Genomic DNA, 18,166 nt, shown 5'->3' on the forward strand with positions numbered 1-18,166 from the left:
CCGCTGCGATCACATTACATTGCAGCGGCAGAACGAGCAGCCTGATCGTAATGACCTGACACACTGCGCAAAACAGATGCAAGCCGGGACAGCTCAGCTTCATCAAGCCCAAGTTCTTTCACAGGCTTCACCAGCAAGGCATCACGCAGCTGCTTGTAAGCATCACAAAGCGCACGACCCTCCTCAGTAATCTCGGCAATTTTCTCTTTGCCCCGCTTACCGGATTGCACAAGGCCCGCCTTCTCCAGCTTTTTCAGAGCGTAAGACACCGTGTGAGTATCTTCGATATTCAGAACAAGGCATAAATCAGCCAGTGTTTTTGAACGCTCACGGTGATTGACGGAGTGGAGCACCAGCGTTTCCAGAGGAGATAAGCCCTCCTGCCCTGCAGCAGCCATGCAGCGCACCATCCAACGATGATAGGCATTCACCATCATTGTCACCGCAAATTCCACCTCAGACAGTGCGGGCAATTCACCCGATGCAAGGTGCGATGAGGACACGACCGGTCCAACGCCCAGCCCACCAGTATTTTTCTGCTCTAAAGCATCACTCATTTTTGACCTCACAACCACCAAGTTAGAATTGCGCAGATTCGCACCATCTCGCGCAACATAATGTCGAGAGTTTACGTAGATCACACAACCTCTCTTAAAAGACCGATCCACGTAAATTTCAATACCAATCGCCGCGTTTCTCCTGACTCTCACATATTCACATTGACAATATGTCTACATTTTGTAGATGTATCACAGAATAAGATTTCAAATCGAGGTGGGACAAAACATGACAATGAGCAAGTGGGACTTCTGGATCGACCGCGGCGGCACCTTCACAGATATCGTTGCACGCACACCTCAAGGAGAAATACGCGCCCATAAAGTCCTCTCCGAAAACCCTGAGGCCTACAAAGACGCCGCCATTCAGGGCATTCGCGACCTCATGGGTGTTGCCAAAGACACCCGCATCCCGTCCGACCAGATCCGGGCGGTAAAGATGGGCACCACAGTCGCCACCAACGCACTGCTGGAACGTAAGGGTGACCGCACCCTTCTGCTCATCACCAAAGGCTTCCGCGACGCTCTGGAAATCGGCTATCAGGCCCGCCCGGACATCTTCGCCAAAGAAATCATCAAACCAGAGCTGCTCTACGATCAGGTACTGGAAGCTGATGAGCGCGTCCGCGCTGATGGCACCGTTGAAGCCGCTCCGGACCTTGACCAGATCAAAGCCCAGCTCGAAGCAGCCTACGCTGACGGCACACGCTCCATCGCTATCGTCTTGATGCATGCCTATGCCTTCCCTGAGCACGAGAAGCAGCTGGCGAACATCGCGAAGCAGGTCGGCTTCCCGCAGATTTCCGTCAGCCATGAAGTCTCCCCGCTCATGAAGCTGGTAGGCCGTGGTGACACGACTGTTGTTGACGCTTACCTCTCCCCAATCCTGCGCCGCTATGTGGATCAGGTTGCTGGTGAACTCGACATCCAGAACACCGACTGCCGTCTCATGTTCATGCAGTCCTCCGGCGGTCTGACCGACGCCTCCCTCTTCCAGGGCAAAGACGCTATTCTCTCCGGCCCGGCTGGCGGTGTTGTTGGCGCAGTCGAAACCTCCAAAATGGCGGGCTTCGAAAAACTCATCGGCTTCGACATGGGCGGCACCTCTACTGACGTCTCCCACTTCGACGGCGAGTTTGAGCGCGCCTTTGAAACCGAAGTGGCTGGCGTTCGCATGCGTGCGCCGATGATGATGATCCACACCGTTGCGGCGGGTGGCGGTTCAATCCTCCATTACAAAGACGGTCGCTTCCAGGTTGGTCCAGATTCCGCTGGAGCAAACCCGGGACCGAAGTGTTACCGCCGCGGTGGCCCACTCACCGTCACCGACGCCAATGTCATGACGTCCAAGCTCAACGCCTCCTACTTCCCGAAAATCTTCGGTCCAGATCAGGACGAGCCGCTGGCAATCGAAGAAGTCAAAGCAGCCTTCAACGCGCTCGCCGCTGAAATCGGTGATGGCCGCACTGGCGAGGAAGTCGCAGAAGGCTTCCAGAAGATCGCCGTTGAGAACATGGCTAACGCCATCAAGAAGATCTCCGTTCAGCGCGGCTATGACGTCACCGAATACGCCCTCACCTGCTTTGGCGGTGCTGGCGGCCAGAGCGCCTGCATGGTTGCCGACAGCCTCGGCATGAAAACCGTCATCGTGCACCCGCTCTCCGGCATCCTCTCTGCTTACGGCATGGGCCTTGCGGATATCCGCGCCACCCGTCAGCAAGCGGTCGTTAAAGAGCTGGACACCGACAATCTGACAGCTCTTGCAGACCTCGCTCAGCGCCTTGCAACAGACGCGAAAACAGAAGTCGAAAATCAGGGCGTTGCAGAAGACGAGCTCTCCATCCTTCCGCGTGCGCACCTGCGTTATGACGGCACCGACACCCCAATCGCGGTGGATCTGAACACCGGTGATCTCGATGCCATGGTCGCCGCCTTCACCCAGAACCACATCAAACAGTTCGGCTTTGCCTACGAGAACAAGACCATCGTGGTCGAAGCACTCGAAGTGGAAGCCATTGGTGGTGGCGCTGGCCTTCAGGAACCAGACGAAGCACTGGCAGCAAATGCCCCGGCAATTGCAGAGCAGACCCAATTCTACGCAAACGGCAAATGGCAGGATGCGTCCATCCTCAAGCGCGATGCGTTCCAGCCGGGTATGAAGCTGCAAGGCCCTGCCCTCATCATGGAGCCTCACGCCACCATCGTTGTGGAACCGGGCTGGCATGCGCAAGTCAACGCCAAGAACCACATCATTCTAACCCGCACCATTCCGCTGGAGAGGAAAGTCGCTCTCGGCACCACCGCAGATCCGGTGATGCTGGAAGTGTTCAACAACCTCTTCATGTCCATCGCGGAACAGATGGGTGTAACCCTTCAAAACACCGCCTACTCCGTAAACATCAAAGAACGCCTCGACTTCTCCTGCGCGGTCTTTGACCAAAACGGCGCGCTGGTTGCCAACGCACCGCACATGCCGGTGCACCTTGGCTCCATGGACCGTTCCGTTGAGGCGATCATCTCCCTCAACAAAGGCAGGATCAAACCGGGCGACGTATTCGCACTCAACGCTCCTTACAACGGCGGCACCCACTTGCCGGATATCACCGTTGTCTCTCCGGTGTTTGATGACGACGGCAAGGAAATCCTGTTCTGGGCGGCCTCCCGTGGTCACCATGCTGATGTCGGCGGCTCCGCTCCGGGCTCCATGACCCCGCTCGCCACCAAGGTGGATGAAGAAGGCGTCTTGATCGACAACTTCAAGCTGGTGGACCAGGGCGACTTCCGCGAAAAAGCGTTGGTCGAGCTGCTCACCAACCACAAATATCCGGTCCGCAACGTTCACCAGAACGTGGCCGACCTGAAAGCCCAGATCGCCGCTAATGAGAAGGGCGTTCAGGAACTGCGCAAGATGACAGACCACTTCGGTCTGGAAACCGTGCAGGCCTACATGGGCCACGTGCAGGACAATGCTGAAGAAAGCGTCCGCCGCGTGATCGAAGCACTGGCAGACAGTTCCTACGAATACCCAACGGATCAGGGCTCAACCATCAAGGTCAAGATCACCGTTGATAAGGACAAGCGCGAAGCAACCGTTGATTTCACCGGCACCAGCCCGATGAAAGAAAACAACTTCAACGCACCGGAACCCGTCACCCGCGCTGCTGTTCTCTATTGCTTCCGCGTCATGGTCGAAGGTCACATCCCGATGAATGCAGGCTGTCTGCGCCCAATCAACATTGTGGTGCCGGAAGGCTCCATGCTGCGTCCGCATTATCCGGCAGCTGTTGTGGCAGGCAACGTGGAAACCTCACAGCACATCACCAACGCGATGTTCGCAGCTCTTGGTGCAATGGCAAACTCGCAAGGGTCCATGAACAACCTGACCTTCGGCAATGACACCTACCAGTACTATGAGACCCTGTGCTCCGGCTCTCCGGCAGGTCCGGGCTTCAACGGTACTGATGGCGTCCACGTCCACATGACCAACTCTCGCCTCACCGACCCTGAAGTGCTTGAGTTCCGCTATCCTGTGCTGCTGGAAGACTTCCACATCCGCAAGGAAACAGGCGGCAAAGGCAAGTGGCATGCAGGTGACGGCACCAAACGCACCATCCGCTTTCTGGAAAAGATGGACTGCGCAATCCTGGCCTCCCACAGAACCATCGCGCCAAAAGGTATGCAAGGCGGCGAAGATGGTCAGAAAGGCCGCACCTACGTGCGCCGCAATTCCGGCCAGATGGAAGAGCTGAAAGGCTGCGACCAAACAATTCTGGAAGCCGGCGAAGCCATCACAGTCGTCCCCCCAACCAGCGGCGGCTGGGGCACCCCAAAATAGGCTAGTTTAAGATCAAACAACAGAAACGCCCGGCTTAAATAGCTGGGCGTTTTTATGATGAAGCTCCCACCAACCGCACTCCATAAGCCTCAAACTTTTCGTCAGAGGTCACAATCTCCAAACCTTCCGCCTGTGCTTGTGCGATCAACATTCGGTCAAACGGGTCTTTGTGATGCTCTGGGAGGTAACCAGCTTGCTCACCATGGAAGAGTGAGATTGACAAGCCCAAGAACCCCTCTTCTTCGATGATGCCAGCCAACCCCTTTGGTGCTGTAAGCTTTCCCAGATTTTGCTTTATCGCGATTTCCCATGAACTTGCCGCACTTACAAAAACATCATTGCGAGGGTCTGCAATAATTGCCTGCGCTTTAGTCCCTAACTGCGGGTCACCGGCAAGCCACCAAAGAAGTGCGTGTGTATCAAGGAGAAGACGTCTCATTCGTCACCCTCAAAGCCAGAGGTAACCTCTTTAATCTCTTCATTGAAATCAGCGGCAAGTTTGATCTGCCCCTTGAAGCGTCCAGGTTCACGAGGTTTCAGCTCGCCCTTATGTGGCACTAGGTCGAGGTAAGGCTTTCCAGCTTTGGCAATCACGACACGCTCTCCCTGCCAAACCTTCTCGCCAAGTTTGGATAGATTAGACTTCGCTTCATGCATATTGACCTTCATGGCATCTCACCTTAGCTAAACTTAGCTAAACATACCTCAGTGAGCGGAAATCTGCAAATCTAGCGCCCACAAACACCAGTGGCACCGCTCGGGATGATCCGGCAGTGTTGAGCTAGGATTCCCGGAAGTCGGGATGAGCAAGGCGGCAGGCAATGCCTGCGCTGTTTGTTAGTAATGAGTCTTCGGCATCAGCTACACGCCTTGCCCGGGCTTTTTATAATGAACAACATCGCCTCTTTTGCCTATAAGGCACGATAGCCGGTTTCCCGGAAAGACAATGGCTTATCCAGACACGTTTCCATGCCCAAACAGTTCCTCCGTCTTTGACAAACACATCTGCAAAAGCAGGTTTTACTGCCGGTACATCTGCACCTGTCACCGCGTGATACCCTATAGTCCTGGGCCCTTCCCCTCAAACCATGCGGTCACGTTTGAAGTTCGGTTCACCGGACCACTGAAAGGTGCGTTACGTCTCCCAATAGCCCCGCCCAACCTACGACAAACTGACGGTCGCTCCGCCAGCAGCCCGTTACGTAGGCATAGGTTCACAGTATGGGAGGAATTCAGGAGGGGAATAAGTTTTTCCAAAAACGCTTTGCAGCATCACGCAATACCAGCTGCAGCACGTAGGCCGGGCATAAGCTGAAAAGCCATATAAGCTGCGTAACAGCACAGGAAGAACACGCCTTCCCTGCGGCTCACTCGCCAGCCGGTAATGCAGGCAATAGCCATCAGCACGACCGTACCCACCATCACCCAGATATCCACCTGCGCGATCTCAGAGGGCACCGGGATTGGCACAACAAGCGCTGTCACACCGCCAATGCCGAAAATATTGAAGATGTTGCTGCCAACAATATTGCCAAACGCAACCTCAGCATGGCCTCGCACCGCAGCTATCGCCGAGGTGACAAGCTCTGGCAGAGAAGTGCCGATCGCAACCAGCGTCAAGCCAATCACCGCATCGGAAACCCCAAATTGATGCGCAATTTCAACGCTGGATGACACCAGCAAACTCGCCCCAATAACGATGCCAACCACACCGACAGCAAAAATTGCAAGCCCCGCCCAAATGGAAAGGTTCGGATAGCTCGCCTGATCAGCTTCAGCCTCATGAATCTGAGCCGCTGCTTTTCCCGCTTTGCGTTCCGACCAATAGCTGAAGAGTGTATAGGCCAGCAGCAGGCCAATCAGAACGAAACCAGCCCATCGGGACAGATATCCCGTCAGGATGACACCCAGCAAAATCAGGCTTGAAAGCACAAGCACGGCACCGTCACGCTGAAAAGCTTCCCGGTTCACCGCAATGGGTAAGATCACTGCCGTAATGCCTAAAATGAGCAGCACATTAGCTATGTTGCTGCCCACAATGTTGCCAATGGCAACACCGGGGTAACCAGCAAGCGCGCCCTGCAAACTGGCTACAAGCTCCGGCATGGATGTGCCAAAGCCAACAAGTGTCAGCCCGATAAACAGTTTGGAAACACCCAGACGCGTCGCAACAGCCACACTGCCGCGCACCAGTGCTTCGCCGCCAACAAGCAGCAGCACAAGCCCCCCAACCAATTGAAGGATCACCATTTTCTGAAAACTTTCCTTAAGCGCAGTTCGCGCTTGCGGTTTAGACTGATGTGCAATTGGGTATCCTTCAATCAGATTGCAAGAAGGTTGGTCATCACATTACATTCAGCCAAACCTCTTTGATAATGAGGCCGAGACCAGAAAAAAGCATCATCACCAGCACGCAATAGCGGAACAGGATCGGGCTGAAGCGCCGGCCAAGATAGTTACCACTCTTGGTGCCGATATAGACAAAAACCAGCCCGGTGATCGAAATCGCAAAAGCACCAAGATGCAACAGGCCCATATATGTCAGACCAAGGATCATCATGACTGTCACGACTGTGAAGAAGCTATTGATCGTTTGAATGAAATGGCTGCGCGGGAGATCGAGCGACACCAGAAACGGTGTGATCGGCATCAATTGTGAGCCTGTCATCCCTGTCAGCAATCCGGTTGAGAATCCAGACAGCGAACTCCCAGCTTTCTCCCAATGCGTTTTCAGCTTCAGGTTCTTGGAGAGCAGCGCATATCCCACAAATGCCATGATGATGAATCCCAGCAGGATTGTCAGCCAATGCGTGGACGCCCACCCCAAAAACCAAAGGCCAATGACAACGCCCGGCACCGAATAAAGATAAATCCGCCAGAAGCGAGAAAAAGATTCCCGAAAATGCCCGGCCTCATAAACCAGTATGAGATCACTGATGAGCCCCGGAATCACAATAAGCGGAATACCCTTCTTCAAACCCACCGTGTAAGCGAGAACAGCAAGGCAGATTGTTGTAAACCCAAGCCCTGCAAGACCTTTCACAAAAGCTGCAAAGAAGAACGTGAACATGATGATGGCAATCTCAAAGGCCGTATAGCCGAGATACTCCGCCGCCATTGCCATGTCTGCTTCCATATCCATCATGCAGCAGAGCCTAGGCGTGAACCTGCAACAATCTCTAACATCTCCATCTGCAAACTGAAGGGATCCATCAACCACCAGTTAGCTTAGAGCATGGCCGCTAAAATCCTTTGACCAACAAGCTCAACCCAAGCCCGAACAAAAGCAGCAGAATAGACGCCCTGAAAACCGACGGCGACATCAGCTGGCGCACCACCGAGCCCAGCTTGGTGCCCAGATAGACAAAAGCCAGCCCAAGTGCAGAAACACCCAGCGCACTCAGATCAAGCAGTCCGAGATAATAAAGACCGCCCGCCATCACAAAGGAGGACAAAGTAAAGGAGCAATTGATCGCCTGCACAAAACGCTCACTGTTGAGATTCAGCGACAGCAGATAGGGCATCACAGGCATAATCTGCGAACCGGTAATGCCATTCACCACGCCCGTAATAAAGCCGCTGACTGGTCCCAAAAAGCGCTCCATCTCATAGGAGAGTTTCAGGTGCGGCGTGAAAAAAGCAAACAAGGCATAGCTGATAAGCACAAAACCCAGCACCACAACAGCTTCCTGAGCGGGCGCCACATCCAGAAACCAGAGGCCCAGCAGAATCCCCGGCACCGTTGCAAGCAACATCCAGCGAAAGCGAACCACCATCTCCCTGAAAGACCCGGCATCGACCATCACCAGAATATTGCTGGTAATACTGGGCAGTAAGATGAGCGGAATTCCTCTTTTCAACCCCACCGCGTAAACTAGAAACGGCAGACAAGTCGTTGAAAACCCGAGGCCTGTTGCGCCTTTAACGAAAGCTGCAAAGAAAAAAGCGCCCGCAACAGCAGCAAGTTCCGTTGAGCTATACGCAATCTCCCACACAAAGAGATAACTAGAAATATCTTCAAACATCTGGCACAACACACCTAACCTAATAGGAAACCTAATTCCCTATTGGAAAATCCATTAGATTTTTGTGAAAGCCCGTGAGCTATCACGTGGAGAAGAAATGCAACTCTGGTTTAGACTTATACTTTATTTCATTAAGTTCCCTTTTCAGGAAAAACTAGCAGACATGTTCAGCAAGTCTGTCGTCCGATTGCGCGTTCTCCCCTCTGACATTGACATGAACATCCACCTCACCAACAGCCGCTATCTGGCCATGATGGATTTTGGCCGTGTGGATCACATGAGCCGCACCAAGCTCGGCAAAGCAATTTTCCGCAACAAATGGACACCACTGGCCAATCACGCCACTGTCCGTTTTCGGCGCGAGCTCCCGTTTGGCGAGCCGTTCAAGCTGGAAAGCGAGATTGTGTACTGGACGGATGAGGCCTGTGTGATGGAACAACGCTTTATCTTCACCAAAGGCCCGAAGAAAGGCATTGTTGCCGCAACCGGTCTGGTGCGCGTCAGCATGTACGACCGCGCACAGAAGGCTTTTGTCCCAACCTCAGCGGTGCTGGAAGAGACCGAAACGCAGGCCACCAAACTCCCATTACAGCCGCATATCGAAGCTTTTTTGAAAGAAGAGAAGGCAATTCAGGCTTATGAGCGCAAATCCGCTGGCATTGCTCCGGTAGATTCATTAGAAATACCAGCTGCTGAAAACGATCAATCAAAGGCAGACAACAGAAAGCATGGCTGAGCAGACCTCCCTCCCGATCCTGTATTCATTTCGTCGGTGTCCCTACGCAATGCGCGCAAGACTGGGATTGGTCGCAAGCCAGACAACCGTTGCCCTCCGCGAAATCGTGCTGCGCAGCAAGCCAGCCCACATGCTGGAAATCTCACCAAAAGGAACGGTTCCTGTCCTGCAACTGGCAGATGGAACCGTCATTGAGGAAAGCCTTGAGATCATGCTCTGGGCTTTGCAGCAAAACGACCCTCAAAGCTGGCTCTCACCTGAGGTGGGTACGCTGGAGGAAATGCTGCAGCTGATTGAAGAGATGGACGGCGACTTCAAACGTAATCTGGACAGATACAAGTACTCAACACGTTACGAAGGCGCGGATCCGGACGAGCACTACACCCTCGCCATCCTAGAACTCTCCAAGCTCTCTGAGCGCCTTGAAGGTTCAACGTATCTGTTCGGAAAACGCCCAGCTCTCGCAGATCAGGCACTCTTCCCATTCGTGCGCCAGTTCGCCAATGCAGATAAAGAACGCTTTGAGATAGAAGCCCCTACAAGCGTAAAAAAATGGCTGCTCGAACGGATCGACCAGCCGGATTTTAAAACCGTATTCGGTATGAAATGGAAGCCATGGTCACCCGAGGATAACCTTGTGCTCTTCCCGCAAGAAGTGACTACACACGCCCTTTAAACAGCGCAACTTCGCCAACCACTTCAATCGTCACATCCCTGAAATACGTCTCCAGATTGGAGCGCAAATCATCAAGGTTGTCTTCAGAATTCGAAAAGATGCCCTTGCTGTTGTAAAAGCCCATCAGCTTGCGCGCTGCCCAGTTTGGCTTCTGCCCTTCACCCAAAATGGTTGAGCCAAACAAGATCCCACCGTCATTCAGCAGCGGTCTGAGGTTCTCAAACACCATATACTTCTGCTTCATGGTTCCCGGCAGGCAGTGCAGCAGATAACCCAGATTAATGCTGTCAAACTTGGCGTCGGTCCACTCAATCGGCTCCAGCACATCAGTCTGTGTCACGCTGACATTTGCCACCACAGAGCGCGCCTTGGCATACTCCAGACAGGTTTGGTTGAGGTCCATCAGCACCAGACGCGTCTTATCCGGAAAGCGCCCGTGCTCCAGAAAGTAACCACTGCCAACCCCTACATCGAGGTGATTGGCACTGACATTGCGGTTGAAGAAGCTCAGTGCCTTTGAAGCGGAACAGCGCCACAGAAACGTGTTGGAGAACCGCAGAACCAACAGGTCATAAATACGCAGAGTTTTATCGGAGTAGACCTCTGCCCCTGCCGCGCTATCCAAATTCTCTTTGTTCATTTCCGCACCAATCCTGTTTTGCTTCACGCATGCATAGTTGCCATACTAGAACAACAACATGAGCAAAACCCTACGTCATGGTTTTACACAGAACAACCAAGAGTTTGCATCAGCAGCTTTTCTAGCTCCGTAACCGACACTTCCTGATCCCAGGAATGACGGTAAACTGCCTCTCCATCAAAGAAATCAGCCCCCTCACCATCAACGCTCACCAACCCCCATTTTGAAGCGCCAACCTTGAAGGTTTTCGAGGCAAACACCCCAATATCATCAGCACGGCGCTCATTCATGCGGATAACAAGGTCATGAGCGGTAGCCGCGAGTTGCTCGCGTCCCTCATCAGAAGACAGAACATCCTCGGTATCCAGCAGGAACGCTTTACCAAAGCCGCCGTTCATGTTCACCCGCTCAACATGCAGGCGATACCAGTCGAAATCAGCAAAATCGACATAGAGCTTTGCCTTGGGATGCCGCATCAAATAGCGGTTGCGTAGCTCAGTGCACAGCGGATCCCCTTTGCTCAGTCGCTCAAAGCGCCCGATAACGGTCAGCCGCGGATGAGCCAGTGGGTCCCCTTTACCGGGCTCACCAATCAGCAAAGACACCCGCTGATCCTGCACAAGGCATTGAGAATGGTTGGAAAGGCTGGAGGCAAGCATAAACGGCGCACCAACAACATCCGAGCTGACACCAACACGGCTGACAATAGGGTAGCCGGTCTCTGGCTCCAGAACAGCAAGAGAAGCAAATCTGACAGACCTGATCAGCTTCTTGGCAAGAGCGCGTGCTTCATCGGTGGTTTCACGAATTGGATCTATCTTCTTTTCCATACCAACCTCACTTTTCCCAATCTGACCCTGCTCAGATTCTTGGCTCTTGTCTATCTCCACTTAAGCGTATTCCCGAAAAGTGGTCTCCATAATCTGGAGAGGACAACATACTGATTTAAGTAAGATGGATAACGTACTCAACTTAAAATTCGGCAAGAAACCAGCGTCTTAAACATTTTTTCAAACATCTAATGAATTGATTTATATAGTTTTTCTAGCCCATTCATCTACATGAACAGAAGATGAATGGCGCTCTCAAAGAAGGTTCAGGCCACTTCTGGTTAATTAGTCTCAACAAACACGAAATACCGTTTACGGAGACGAAAATGGCTAAAGCATCAGCAGTAATTTCAGTAGCGCTTGCAGGGGCAATGATGTTGCCAGTCGTTTCTGCAGCTCAGGCAGGCCCGCGAAACAATACGTACATTGAGAACAACACTTACGTTGAAAACAACTATTACCATAAGCGTAAGAAGAGAAAGCATAAGAAGCACGGCATCAATGCAGGTGAAGCAGCTGCAATCGGCGTTATCGGTCTGGCGGCAGGTCTCATCATCGGCAATGCAGTGACACCGCAACCTCAGTACGTTGCACCACCACGCCCGGCCTACCGTCCACCAGCGCCAGCGTATCGCCCACCAGCCTACCGTCCGCCAGTGGTGCATCAGCCAGCACCGGTTTATCACGCTCAGGCTGTAGCCCCAGCCCCGTGGTCCCCGGCTTGGTTTGCCTACTGCACCAACAAATACAGAAGCTTTAACCCGAACACCGGCACCTATCGCACGTACTCTGGCAAAAACCGTTTCTGCCAGTAAGCCCTGTCATCACAGAACACGCCCGCTTGAAAGAGATAAAGCCCCGTCTCAATCAGGTGGGCGTTCCCACATCATGCTTTTGAAAAAAGGACTGTGAGCCCGCGCCTTTATTTGCAGACGCGATATTTGCAGCCCTTGCCGTGACAGCCCTGATCGAAGTGTAAGTGGTCTCGGTGATACTTGTCGGCCTCTGGGCCAAGTACGGTCGTGAACCGCTCACAGGCTCCTTTATGTAAGCTGCTCAGGAAACGCACTTCAGCTGAAGACCCGTCCCAGCCCTCTTCAACAGTCACTTCTCGTCCATCAGACAAATAGAAGGCTGCAATATCGATGGCGTTGCCCTTGCCATGCTCTGAGAGCTTCGCGCCGCGTTTGTTATTCCGGCCACGACAAGCATACCCTGCAGCCGTGCGAATGCGCGTGATGGATACACCAAGTTCCCGCCGAGCAGCAGGCACTGCCACATCCTGCAACCAGCCATCCAGCTTTTGTGCCAGCTCGCACTCAATTTGCACTGGCATCGTCAGGCCAATCTCTTGGCCACCACCAACCACAGACCGCAAAGAAACAGGCTGATCAATCCCACATCCGCCCGGCCCGTCAACAGCGTTTGAGATCTCAACACTCCAACCACGGAGCACACACATCCTCGCATCGCTTGCAGGAGGAAAAACACGCTGGTTTTCAAGTGGCACAGGAACGAGAGAAAGCGGCTTGCCCGCAGGAACACGTGAAGGCTGAACACTCACCTTGCTCTGAGGAAGAGGCATCGGAGGCAATAAGGTTACATTGCCCACATAAGGACGAGCTTTGGGCATCGGGGCAGCACTAACGTGTGCAGCGCCGATGCACATACCGATAACCAAAACGGCAGACAAAAGTCTTCCGGCAGCGTTCCCACCTGTCTTGTAACCCACCTCGAAATCCCCGATTTGAACAGGCGTTTGCCCGGCGCTGTTCCTGATTCAATGCTGAATATTTCCGTTTTCCCGCCTGAATTGTCATGAATGTTTTAAACTATCCACGCCCAATTCACCCCAGGAAAAGCATGAGTATAGCCCGACGAATATTCGCGAAGCTGCAGAAAACCTGCATATTGATTTGACAGAGGAAACGCAAGAATTCCCTTGGTCTTTCACAAAACAACCAGAAAGTATCCTCCGGCTTTACACATATTATTCGCTACAGAAATTTTCAGTGATCCTAGGTGCTTTTCTAGCAGTGCCATGAAAAATGGCATTTTTTTGCTTCCTAACGTGGCTTCCGTCACATAAGCTTTAAACAGCTAGTGAGTAACGGGAGATAAATCCATGACTGTCACACGAAGCTTTAACGCCGTCGCAATCACACTTGCATTTGCATTTGTTGGTGCTGTCGTTATCGGCTTGCTATAGTCCCCCTCCCCCACACTGACAAAGTCCTTCACAAAACAAAAATCGAAGGCAAGACTTACCAGACGCACAAAGAAACCCACCTTGTTACCAAGGTGGGCTCCAGTTGTTTAATTGCTTTTGCGTATCAGTTACGCTGCCACAGATGTCAGGCCAACCATTGTGTTCTGCGCTTGTGCAATTGCTGCATCACGGTCAACTGCAACACCTTCCGCTGCAACAACGTCCACATCGCTCACACCAATAAAGCCAAGCACCTGCTTGAGGTAAGGCACAGCAAAGTCTGCTGGAGAGCCAACAGGCACACCGCCAGCTGCCGCAACAATGTATGCCTTCTTGCCCGTCAGCAAGCCCTGTGGGCCGTATTCGGTGTAATTGAAGGTCACACCCACACGTGCAATCTGGTCAACCCATGCCTTCAAAACAGCAGGCACAGAGAAGTTGTAGATCGGCGCACCAATAACCAGCACATCTGCCGCTTTCAGCTCCGCAATGAGTGCATCAGAAAGCGCAAGACCTTCTTTCTGCTCTTCACTGCGCTGCTCGTCAGGGGTGTAAGCAGCACCAATCCATGCTTCGTTGATAAACGAAATCGGGGAATTCAGATCACGCTCGATAACGGTGTCACCATTATTGAAGATCTTGGAAGCAAGTTCATCAGAAAGCTGGCGGGTTACGGATGTTGCAGTTGCCGCTGAGCTATGGATTTTCAAAATTGTCTTTTTCATCGGTCGTCTCCTACGCCCCAAACAGGAGCTATTGTCTTCTCCTGAACATACATAATGGAACCACAGCGAATGATTAGATCACTATTTGGAAACAGTCTTTGCACGTCTCAGCGACAATCCGACAAAGAAAAAGGGCTGCGAAAACATCCGCAGCCCCTCTAAATTTCAATGCTCCAAAGCGTTACTCCGCAGCTTCGCGAGCCATCGGGTTGTAGTTCAAGATTGGAGCCAGCCAGCGCTCCGCCTTTGCCAGTTCCCAACCCTTACGCTTTGCATAATCTTCCACTTGATCCCGCTCAATCTTGCCAATGCCGAAGTAGTGGCTGTCAGGATGAGAGAAGTAGAGACCAGACACAGCAGATCCCGGCCACATCGCGTAGCTCTCGGTCAATGAGATACCTGTCTGCGCTTCCGCATCAAGCAGCTCCCAAAGAGTACCCTTCTCAGTATGATCTGGCTGCGCTGGATAACCCGGTGCTGGGCGGATACCATCGTAGTCCTCTGCAATCAGATCAACATTGGACAGACCTTCATTCGGCGCATAGGCCCAAAGCTCAGTACGAACCAGTTCGTGCATCCGCTCTGCAAGCGCTTCTGCCAAACGGTCAGCAATCGCCTGACTGAGGATCTTGTTGTAGTCATCACCAGCTTCGCCGTAGCGCTTGGCAATTTCATCCTCACCGATACCCGCAGTCACAGCAAACCCGCCAACATAGTCCGGGATGCCGCTGTCAATCGGTGCAACAAAGTCCGCAAGAGCAACGTTCCCACGATCAGAGGAACTCCGGTCCATCTGCTGACGAAGGGTATAGAGACGGTTCAGCTCAGTTGTACGGCTCTCGTCGGTGTAAAGCACAAGATCATCACCATCCTGCGCACAAGGCCAGAAACCAACCACAGCATTCGCTTGCAACAGATTGCCGTCCACGATCTCCTTCAGCATCTCCTGCGCATCATTATAAAGCGCCTGAGCTGCAGGACCATAGCGGTCATCTGTCAGCACTGCAGGATAGGCTCCCTTAATCTCCCAGGTGGAGAAGAAAGGTGTCCAGTCAATGTACCTCACCAATTCCTTCAAGGAGACATTGGTAAATGTTTTAGTGCCGATGAACTTAGGCTTGGTTGGAGCATATCCATCAAAGTTCGGCTTGAAGCGGTTTGCACGAGCCTTCTCGATAGATGCCCGAACCTTCTTGTTCCGCGACCGCGCATGTTTTTCAGCAACATCCACATATTCCGCGCGGGTTGCATCATAGAGTGCCTCACGCCCACCTTCACTCACCAGACGGGACGCAACACCCACCGCACGCCCAGCATCAGTGACGTAAATCGCCTGACCCTTGGAGTAGTTCGGATGGATCTTCACCGCTGTATGAACACGAGAAGTCGTCGCGCCGCCAATCAGCAGCGGAATATCCAGACCTTCACGCTCCATCTCAGAAGCCACGTGACACATCTCATCAAGCGACGGTGTGATCAGGCCGGACAAACCAATGATATCAACATTATGCTTGCGCGCTTCATCAATGATCTTGGCTGTTGGCACCATCACCCCAAGGTCAATAACCTCAAAGTTGTTACACTGCAGAACAACGCCAACGATGTTCTTGCCAATGTCGTGCACATCCCCTTTAACAGTCGCCATCAGGATCTTGCCGTTAGACGAGCTCTCATCCAAACCACTGCGACGCTTTTCCTCTTCCAGGAATGGCATCAGATAGGAAACAGCTGCCTTCATCACACGAGCAGATTTCACCACCTGCGGCAGGAACATTTTACCAGCGCCAAACAGATCACCAACCACGTTCATGCCGTCCATCAATGGACCTTCAATCACATGCAGCGGACGATCAAAGTTCTGGCGAGCTTCTTCCGTGTCTTCCACGATAAAGTCCGTGATACCGTGAACCAATGAGTGCTCAAGACGCTTTGCAACAGTTGCCTCACGCCAGCGCAGATCAACCTCACGTTTCTTTCCACCCGGACCTTTAAACTTCTCAGCAGCTTCAAGCAGGCGATCCGTGGAATCTGAACGGCGGTTCATGACCACATCTTCACAAAGCTCACGCAACTCAGCAGGAAGGTCATCATAAACAGCCAGCTGACCAGCATTCACAATGCCCATGTCCATGCCAACCTGAATGGCATGATACAGGAACACAGAATGCATCGCTTCACGAACCGGCTCATTCCCGCGGAAGGAGAACGATAGGTTGGAAACACCGCCAGAAATATGAGCGTGTGGCAGGTTCTCAGAGATCCACTTGGTCGCTTCAATGAAGTCCAGACCATAGTTGTCGTGCTCTTCAATACCAGTCGCAACCGCAAAGATATTCGGATCAAAAATGATATCCTGAGGCGGGAAACCAACCTTATCAACCAGCACATCATAGGAGCGTTTGCAGATGTTGATCTTGCGTTCAAACGTGTCAGCCTGACCCGTTTCATCAAACGCCATCACAACAACAGCAGCACCATAACGGCGGATCAACTTAGCCTGGGCGATGAAGTTCTCTTCCCCTTCTTTCAAGGAGATAGAGTTCACCACAGCCTTACCCTGCACACACTTCAGGCCAGCTTCAATAACAGTCCACTTGGAGCTGTCGATCATCACTGGAACTTTTGCAATGTCCGGTTCCGCCGCAATCAAGTTAAGGAAAGTAACCATGGCTTCTTCACTATCAAGAAGCCCCTCATCCATATTGATGTCGATGATCTGCGCCCCATTCTCAACCTGAGAGCGGGCCACATCCAGCGCTGCATTGTAGTCATCGTTCTTGATCAGTTTGCGGAACCGCGCAGAGCCCGTCACGTTGGTGCGCTCACCCACGTTAACGAAGTTCACTTCCTTAGTGAACGTGAACGGCTCCAGACCGGACAGACGCATCAGACGCGGCACTTCTGGCAAAGCACGCGGCTTCAAGCCTTCCATAGCATCCGCAAGGGCCTTAATGTGATCCGGCGTCGTACCACAACACCCGCCAACCACGTTGACCAGCCCAGACTCGGCAAACTCTTTCATGAGGCCAGCCATGTATTCCGGGCTCTCATCGTATTCACCAAACTCATTCGGCAGACCCGCATTCGGATAAGCACAAACAAGAGTATCCGCAACACGGGAAATCTCATCCACGTGCGCACGCATTTCCTTTGCACCCAGCGCACAGTTCAGGCCAACCGTATACGGATCAGCATGACTGACAGAGTTCCAGAACGCTTCCGGTGTTTGACCTGAAAGGGTACGGCCAGACAAGTCTGTAATCGTACCGGAGATCATGACCGGCAGCTTGATGCCTTTTTCCTCAAACACCTGATCAATCGCGAACAAAGCCGCTTTTGCGTTCAGGGTATCAAAGATGGTCTCAACAAGAATGAGATCACAGCCACCATCAACCAGACCACGGGTCGCTTCAGCATAAGAATCCTTCAGATCATCAAAGGAAACTGCGCGGAAGCCCGGATTGTTCACGTCCGGAGAGATCGAGGCCGTCCGGTTTGTTGGCCCAAGCCCACCAGCGACAAACCGGCGGCGGGAAGGATCAATCTCCTTCATCTGCTCAACAGCTTCACAGCAAAGGCGGGCACCTTCCTTGTTCAGCTCATAAACAATGCTCTCCATCGCGTAGTCAGCCTGCGCGATAGAAGTGGAGGAGAACGTGTTGGTCTCGATGATATCTGCACCCGCTTTCAGATACTGCAGGTGGATATCTCGAATGGCATCTGGCTGGGTCAGGATCAGAAGATCATTGTTCCCTTTCAGATCCTGGTTCCAGCTCTTGAAGCGCTCACCTCGGAACTGCGCTTCACTGAACTGCAGATTCTGGATCATAGTTCCCATGGCGCCATCCAGAACAAGGATACGCTCCTTGGCGGCTGCTTCTAGGGCTGCAAAAATGTCCGAACCGGTCTTTTTCACCTGCAAACTCATGGGAT

Annotated in this window: 15 protein-coding genes; 4 read left to right on the forward strand and 11 right to left on the reverse strand. The window is 52.7% G+C overall.

The window, feature by feature from the left end; all coding sequences use genetic code 11:
* Window positions 1-14 precede the first annotated feature (14 nt).
* Entirely contained in the window at window positions 15-557 is a 543-nt protein-coding gene (locus PsAD46_RS23875) for a winged helix DNA-binding protein (protein ID WP_057465707.1), read from the reverse strand.
* A 235-nt stretch (window positions 558-792) separates the two neighbouring features.
* Between PsAD46_RS23875 and PsAD46_RS23880 the strand changes: the two genes are divergently transcribed.
* Window positions 793-4,392 carry a hydantoinase B/oxoprolinase family protein gene (locus PsAD46_RS23880; protein WP_084404535.1) on the forward strand — a complete coding sequence of 1,200 codons (3,600 nt, stop codon included), beginning with the start codon at window positions 793-795 and terminating at the stop codon, window positions 4,390-4,392.
* Between the two features lie 52 nt (window positions 4,393-4,444).
* Here the strand turns inward: PsAD46_RS23880 and PsAD46_RS23885 are convergent, their stop codons facing one another.
* The 5 genes from PsAD46_RS23885 to PsAD46_RS23905 form a co-directional block, all read right to left on the reverse strand.
* Window positions 4,445-4,831, reverse strand: coding sequence for a type II toxin-antitoxin system VapC family toxin (locus PsAD46_RS23885; protein WP_063303386.1), 387 nt, complete (start codon window positions 4,829-4,831; stop codon window positions 4,445-4,447).
* Window positions 4,828-5,061: an antitoxin gene (locus tag PsAD46_RS23890; protein ID WP_063303385.1), complete on the reverse strand. Its 234-nt coding sequence runs from the start codon at window positions 5,059-5,061 to the stop codon at window positions 4,828-4,830. Before PsAD46_RS23890 ends, PsAD46_RS23885 begins: the two co-directional genes overlap by 4 nt.
* A gap of 603 nt (window positions 5,062-5,664) precedes the next feature.
* The gene (locus PsAD46_RS23895) at window positions 5,665-6,642 is read right to left on the reverse strand and encodes a calcium/sodium antiporter (RefSeq protein WP_063308015.1); all 978 of its coding nucleotides are present in this window, start codon (window positions 6,640-6,642) and stop codon (window positions 5,665-5,667) included.
* 94 nt (window positions 6,643-6,736) lie between these two features.
* Window positions 6,737-7,537 (reverse strand): sulfite exporter TauE/SafE family protein, encoded by an 801-nt coding sequence (locus tag PsAD46_RS23900; protein WP_057465702.1) that lies wholly within the window; start codon window positions 7,535-7,537, stop codon window positions 6,737-6,739.
* Between the two features lie 97 nt (window positions 7,538-7,634).
* Entirely contained in the window at window positions 7,635-8,417 is a 783-nt protein-coding gene (locus tag PsAD46_RS23905) for a sulfite exporter TauE/SafE family protein (protein ID WP_063289964.1), read from the reverse strand.
* 163 nt (window positions 8,418-8,580) lie between these two features.
* Between PsAD46_RS23905 and PsAD46_RS23910 the strand changes: the two genes are divergently transcribed.
* Window positions 8,581-9,153 (forward strand): thioesterase family protein, encoded by a 573-nt coding sequence (locus PsAD46_RS23910; protein WP_057465700.1) that lies wholly within the window; start codon window positions 8,581-8,583, stop codon window positions 9,151-9,153.
* Window positions 9,146-9,829: a glutathione S-transferase gene (locus tag PsAD46_RS23915; RefSeq protein ID WP_063293923.1), complete on the forward strand. Its 684-nt coding sequence runs from the start codon at window positions 9,146-9,148 to the stop codon at window positions 9,827-9,829. The genes PsAD46_RS23910 and PsAD46_RS23915 overlap by 8 nt, the downstream gene beginning before the upstream one ends.
* Here PsAD46_RS23915 and PsAD46_RS23920 read toward each other — a convergent pair.
* Window positions 9,813-10,469: a class I SAM-dependent methyltransferase gene (locus PsAD46_RS23920; RefSeq protein WP_063289967.1), complete on the reverse strand. Its 657-nt coding sequence runs from the start codon at window positions 10,467-10,469 to the stop codon at window positions 9,813-9,815. The genes PsAD46_RS23915 and PsAD46_RS23920 overlap by 17 nt on opposite strands.
* A gap of 83 nt (window positions 10,470-10,552) precedes the next feature.
* Window positions 10,553-11,299, reverse strand: coding sequence for a pyridoxamine 5'-phosphate oxidase family protein (locus PsAD46_RS23925; RefSeq protein WP_063290148.1), 747 nt, complete (start codon window positions 11,297-11,299; stop codon window positions 10,553-10,555).
* 326 nt (window positions 11,300-11,625) lie between these two features.
* Between PsAD46_RS23925 and PsAD46_RS23930 the strand changes: the two genes are divergently transcribed.
* Window positions 11,626-12,114, forward strand: a complete 489-nt coding sequence (locus PsAD46_RS23930; RefSeq protein ID WP_057465821.1) for a BA14K family protein — start codon at window positions 11,626-11,628, stop codon at window positions 12,112-12,114.
* 107 nt (window positions 12,115-12,221) lie between these two features.
* On the opposite strand, the gene PsAD46_RS23935 is transcribed toward PsAD46_RS23930, so the two are convergent.
* From PsAD46_RS23935 to metH, 3 genes are all read right to left on the reverse strand, one after another.
* Complete coding sequence (locus tag PsAD46_RS23935) at window positions 12,222-13,031, reverse strand: extensin family protein (protein ID WP_063289968.1); 810 nt, start codon at window positions 13,029-13,031, stop codon at window positions 12,222-12,224.
* 605 nt (window positions 13,032-13,636) lie between these two features.
* Window positions 13,637-14,233 carry an NAD(P)H-dependent oxidoreductase gene (locus tag PsAD46_RS23940; RefSeq protein ID WP_063308016.1) on the reverse strand — a complete coding sequence of 199 codons (597 nt, stop codon included), beginning with the start codon at window positions 14,231-14,233 and terminating at the stop codon, window positions 13,637-13,639.
* Between the two features lie 181 nt (window positions 14,234-14,414).
* Window positions 14,415-18,161 (reverse strand): methionine synthase, encoded by a 3,747-nt coding sequence (gene metH, locus PsAD46_RS23945; RefSeq protein WP_063308017.1) that lies wholly within the window; start codon window positions 18,159-18,161, stop codon window positions 14,415-14,417.
* Window positions 18,162-18,166 lie beyond the last annotated feature (5 nt).

Origin of the sequence: Pseudovibrio sp. Ad46 (assembly GCF_001623065.1) — a bacterium.
Taxonomy (GTDB): domain Bacteria; phylum Pseudomonadota; class Alphaproteobacteria; order Rhizobiales; family Stappiaceae; genus Pseudovibrio.